Origin of the sequence: Streptomyces sp. SID3343, assembly GCF_009865215.1 — a bacterium.
In the GTDB taxonomy this organism is placed as follows: Bacteria; Actinomycetota; Actinomycetes; order Streptomycetales; family Streptomycetaceae; genus Embleya.
Genome location: NZ_WWJX01001308.1, coordinates 1 through 4291, shown reverse-complemented (window position 1 = coordinate 4291; position 4291 = coordinate 1). Strand labels below are relative to the sequence as shown.

Here is a 4291-nt window from a genome sequence, read left to right as displayed (position 1 = left end):
GACGTCCTGGACTACGCCGAGGCGGAGAACATCGCGTTCATCCCGTGGTTCCCCATGGCCACCGGCGAACTTGCGCGTCCGGGTGGGCCGTTGGACCGGGCGGCCGAGGAACACGGTGCTTCGCCCTCGCAGTTGGCGCTCGCCTGGTTGCTCCATCGGTCACCGGTGATGCTGCCCATCCCGGGCACGTCCAGCGTCGCACACGTGGAGCAGAACACCGAGGCCGCGCGTATCCGGCTCGACGACGGGGAGTTCGCGGCGCTGTCGGCCGCGGTCTGAGGGAAACCGGGGGCCGGGCCGGGGGCGGCGGTGGGAGCGAGCCGGTTGCCGGGGCGGCCGGTCGGTGAGGCTGTCGCCTCGTTCGATCGGCCGCGGCCCAGGCATTCAAGCCGGCCGTAGGCGCAGGGTCGGCACGTGCCTCGGTCGTGCGGTCCGATCCACCCGATCCACCCGATCACCGTGTTCGACCACGAGCAGGCCCGGTTTTCCCCACCGGGCGACGATCGGCTGATCGGGGCGCAGAAAGCGTACTCGCACCGGTGACCGTGCCTGATCGCGAACTGCTCGGCGGGCGGCGGGATCCGGCGCCCGCGCGATCGACTTTCCCACCGCGGGGGTGTCGTCGAGGACCGACGCTCGCGTCGTCGCCGTGTCGGTGGCCTCGTCCGCGTCCGGAAGACGCGCGCCCGCGAACCACAACGTGGGCCCGGCACGTCCCAGGCCGACGAGCAACGCGAGGTCTCGCCCCTGCGCGCCGGATGCCTCCACCTCGAAGTCGTGGCCTTCGGCGATCGCCTGGAACGCCTCGTGTTCCAGCGCGGTCGCCGAGTCCCGGCCCAGCACGTGCAGTGCGGGCGTCAACTCGTGCGCACCTGTGGCCTCGACGCGCATCGGCCAATGGGGATAACGCGGGAGAGGCCATACGTACGGCAGACCGACGGGCAGATCCGGACCGTACCGTCGCCGGTAATGCTCCGCGTCCTTGGCCACCAGCACCGATCGATGGCTGGTGTGGAGAGCCTCGTCACCGAGCCACGGCGGCAGCATGCCGTCGCGGTACAGGTCGGGCCGATGCGGAACCCGCCCCTCGGTGAATTCGAGCAGTTGTGCGGCCACCGTGTCCCGAAACCCGCGGTGGGTCCACTCGGCGCACATCGCAAGGCCGTAGCAGACCAGTGCCGGAACGAATCCCCGCCACATCGCGACGGCTGGATGGCGCTTCCAACCGTAGGTCGGCCACACCAACGCCCGCAGGATCTGAAAGGTCTCCACTCGCTGCTTGCCCAGCCTGCGATCGTCGAGCGACCGCGCCGTCGCCTCGAAGCCGGGTTCGGGCAAAAAGGTCTGCACACGTGCTCCTTCGAGTGCTCCTTCGTGAGAACCGGGGACGAGTACCCGCTCCGGCGCGGCGGAATCGGCACCCGGTCGGCGCGGCGGGCCCTGGGCAGTCCCGCGCAGCCCTGCGCAGTCCTACGCGGCGCTTCGTTGCGGCGGCGTCGCGAAGGGCGAGAACGCGGCGGAGCCGGGTCGATCGGGACCGTCGGCCGCGGTGAGCAGTGGCGACGTGATCACGAAGTCGGCGGTCGCCCGGTTGTTGGCGAGCGGGATGTTGGCGAGCACCGCGAGGCGAAGCAGCGCCCGGACGTCGGGCTCGTGCGGCTGCGGGCTCAGGGGGTCCCAGAAGAACACGAGTACGTCCACGTCACCCTCGGCGATCCGCGACCCGATCTGCTGGTCGCCGCCGAGCGGTCCGCTGCGGAACCGGGTGATCGACAGGTCGAGTTCGTCGGCGAGAATTCCGCCGGTGGTGCCGGTCGCGTAGAGGCGGTGGGCGGCCAACGTGTCCCGGTGGGTACGGGCCCACGCGAGCATCTCGGGCTTGCATCGATCGTGCGCGACGAGCGCGATCCCGCGCTTGCGTACGCCCTCCTCGTGTGGGTGCTTCCGGTCGTGCGGGTGGTGCCGGTCGTGCGGTTGGTGCAGGTCGTGCGGTTGGTGCCGGTCGTGCAGGCCGATCCGGTCGTTCACAGGCAGCTCCGATATGCCGATTTCGCCGATTTCGCCGATCTTTCGCATGCCTTGAGTGTGTCCGACGCGTGTTGCGCGCATGTGGCCGCGACATGTCACCGGCGAAAAGTCGAGTGGATCTTCGTGTCGCGGGCCGCACATCGGGTCGACAGCACATAGCGTTCACTCAATCGGCCCATCCGACGGTGGGTGGTTCGGTGACCACCGGCGTCCCGCCCTTGGTCGGCCCGGTACGTGTCGCTCGTCCGTCGACGAGCAGTCACCGAGGGGGTCGTCTGGAGAACGGAATACCTCGATGACCATGATCCGCAGGGCCGTCACGACGACGGTCGGGGCCACGCTCGCCGCCATCGCGAGCCTTGCCCCGATGCCGACCGCCACGGCTGCGGACCTCACGAGCCCGCATCGCGCGGTCTCCGATCGCCGAGCCGCGGATCGACAGCTTGCGGATCACTCGGTCACGTATCAGCCGATCTCGGACGTCGGTTGGCAGGGCGAGGGCCTCAGCCTGAGCGCCGGCGACAACCGGGCGGTGGAGGACTTCCTGGATCGGGCCCGCGAGGCGGAGGCCGTGGTCGGTCCGCGACTGCGCCGGATCGCGGCGATCTGCAACGCCGAGGTGGTCGGGTTCGACGCGCGGCTCAAAACCCCGGACTCGCTCAAGCGCAAGGTCGCCACGAGCCTGCTCCGCAATCCGGACAAGACGGTCGACGAGGCACTGGTCGACCTGAACGACTCGGTCCGCTACACACTCCAGTGGCCGACCGAGGAGTACACCGCCGGCGTCCGCCTCGCGTCGACGCTGTTCCACGCGTTCGACGCCGAGCCCACGCGCTGGAAGAACACGTGGGGCAATCCGAGCGGCTACCAGGGCGTCAACAGCAACTGGCGCGACGTCGGAACCGAGCACGTCTTCGAGGTCCAACTGCACACCCCGGACAGCCGACACGCCGCAGTCGTCACGCACGGGCTGTACCAGGAGCAGCGACTCCCCGGCACGTCCGAGGATCGCGTCCGCGAGCTGCAGCGGCTGCAGAACCGACTCTTCGGCTCGGGACCGGTACCGGAAGGCGCGGCCGATCTACTCGCCCCCGGCCTGGTCGAAGCCTGACCCCACGGACCCGTCGACGCCGGGCCCGTCGACCCCCGGCCCGTCGACCCCCGGGCCGTCGGCCCGTCGACCGGTCAGGCTCGTTCTCGGCGCAGTGCGTCGACGGCCATCGCGGTGGCGGTGCCGATGCCGTCGTTGATCGCGGCGTCGTCCGCTCCCGGCCGGGACCGGGTGAAGACCGCGGCGGCGTAGCGGCTGCCGTCGGGATGGGAGATCACACCGATCTCGTTGCGGATCACCCCGACCAGGCTGCCGGACTTGGCCGCGACCCGTACCGGCGTTCGAAAGCCGCCGGCGATCCGATGCCGGGTCACCTGTTTGGCCATCGTGGCGCGTACCCGTTCACAGGCGGCGGCCGGACCCGCCCGATCCGTCCAAATCGCCTGCAGCAGATCGACCATGTCGTACGCGGTCGTCCGCGTCCCCCACTGCGGGTCCAAGGCGCGCGCGACGAGCAGCCGCCCATCGGCCTCGGCGAGTTCGTCCGCCGACGCGCCGGCCGCCCAGGCGATCAAACCCTTCCAACCGGTGTTGCCGAGGTCTCGGCCGATGGAGTCGAGCATCGTCCGCAGGTCCGACTCGATCACCGTGCCGAGCAGCCCGAGCCGTGCGGCGGTTGCGTTGACCGCGCCGACACCGACCCGTCGCAGCAGCACATCGGTGGCGTGATTGTCGCTGATGGTGAGCATGAGGACGACCAGGTCCCGCCAGGACATCTCGGCATCGTCGTCGAACAGCGAGACTCCGACCGGGCCGGGAGTCCGGTCGGCGACGCTCAGCGTCACCCGCTCCCGCGGGTCCAGTCGGCCGTCGGCGAACCAGGTCTCCGCCTCCAAGGCGATCTGCACCTTGACCACCGATGCCGGGATCACCGACTCATCGGCGCGCAGGGCGAACTCGGCGCCACTGTCGAGCGATCGCACACACAGCGTGCCGCCGCAGCCGGCCCGCTCGAAGACTGCCCCGACGTCGTCTGTCACGGCGTCGTCTGTCACAGCGTCATTTGTCACGGCGTCGTCTGTCACAGCGTCATCTGTCACAGCGTCGATTCTGTCGGCGCAGTGCGGTGGCCGGACGTTCGAGCGTCCCGGGCCGGCCGGGCGGAGCCGTCCGCGAGGCGCTGTGCGGCCGGCGACGGCCACCCGGGCAGCC

The 4291-nt window shown here is 70.3% G+C and carries 5 protein-coding genes; 2 read left to right on the top strand and 3 right to left on the bottom strand.

Translation table 11 applies throughout. The annotated features are described in order from the left end of the window. On the top strand, positions 1–279 hold a 279-nt coding region (locus GT354_RS41570), incomplete at its 5' end, for an aldo/keto reductase (RefSeq protein WP_161361897.1). A gap of 105 nt (positions 280–384) precedes the next feature. On the opposite strand, the gene GT354_RS56845 is transcribed toward GT354_RS41570, so the two are convergent. Together GT354_RS56845 and GT354_RS41560 are read right to left on the bottom strand one after the other, a co-directional pair. Continuing rightward, entirely contained in the window at positions 385–1350 is a 966-nt protein-coding gene (locus GT354_RS56845; protein WP_346012419.1) for an MSMEG_6728 family protein, read from the bottom strand. Positions 1351–1470: 120 nt separating this feature from the next. Next, positions 1471–2076, bottom strand: coding sequence for a methylglyoxal synthase (locus tag GT354_RS41560; RefSeq protein ID WP_161361895.1), 606 nt, complete (start codon positions 2074–2076; stop codon positions 1471–1473). A 247-nt stretch (positions 2077–2323) separates the two neighbouring features. Here GT354_RS41560 and GT354_RS41555 point away from each other — a divergent pair, with 247 nt between their 5' ends. Next, the gene (locus GT354_RS41555; protein WP_161361893.1) at positions 2324–3139 is read left to right on the top strand and encodes an ATP nucleotide 3'-pyrophosphokinase; all 816 of its coding nucleotides are present in this window, start codon (positions 2324–2326) and stop codon (positions 3137–3139) included. A 74-nt stretch (positions 3140–3213) separates the two neighbouring features. On the opposite strand, the gene GT354_RS41550 is transcribed toward GT354_RS41555, so the two are convergent. Continuing rightward, the gene (locus tag GT354_RS41550; RefSeq protein ID WP_161361891.1) at positions 3214–4119 is read right to left on the bottom strand and encodes a serine hydrolase; all 906 of its coding nucleotides are present in this window, start codon (positions 4117–4119) and stop codon (positions 3214–3216) included. Between the last annotated feature and the right edge of the window lie 172 nt (positions 4120–4291).

Bases quoted from the DNA above. Each gene is read 5' to 3' on its own strand.
- GT354_RS41560 (WP_161361895.1), bottom strand. From the start codon at position 2,076: ATGCGAAAGATCGGCGAAATCGGCGAAATCGGCATATCGGAGCTGCCT.
- GT354_RS41555 (WP_161361893.1), top strand. From the start codon at position 2,324: ATGACCATGATCCGCAGGGCCGTCACGACGACGGTCGGGGCCACGCTC.